Consider the following 271-nt stretch of genomic DNA (forward strand, 5'->3'; position numbering starts at 1 on the left):
GATCAAATTATCAACACAGACTAAATTTTTGGAATGGACATAATCTAGGCGTATTATTTACTGTGCTTACCAACGACTTAATAGAATTAAACTCTAACGAAAACTCACTCGGCATGTCAGATGCGGCCAAACAAGCCGTTATCGACTCTTTAAACATCGGTTTTCGTTATCCTGATGACCAACGTGCGGCGCTGATTACCAAAGTCGCTGAGATAAATGGTGTGACAGAGAGTCAAATCTCACTGGGCAGTGGCTCTAGTGAAAATATTCG

The 271-nt window shown here is 41.0% G+C and carries 1 pseudogene; it reads left to right on the forward strand.

What is annotated here, in order from left to right:
* A pseudogene (locus SB772_RS41205) lies at positions 1–271 on the forward strand (hypothetical protein); the annotation flags it as partial.

The sequence above is a fragment of the Paraburkholderia sp. SIMBA_030 genome (assembly GCF_046535245.1).
In the GTDB taxonomy this organism is placed as follows: domain Bacteria; phylum Pseudomonadota; class Gammaproteobacteria; order Burkholderiales; family Burkholderiaceae; genus Paraburkholderia.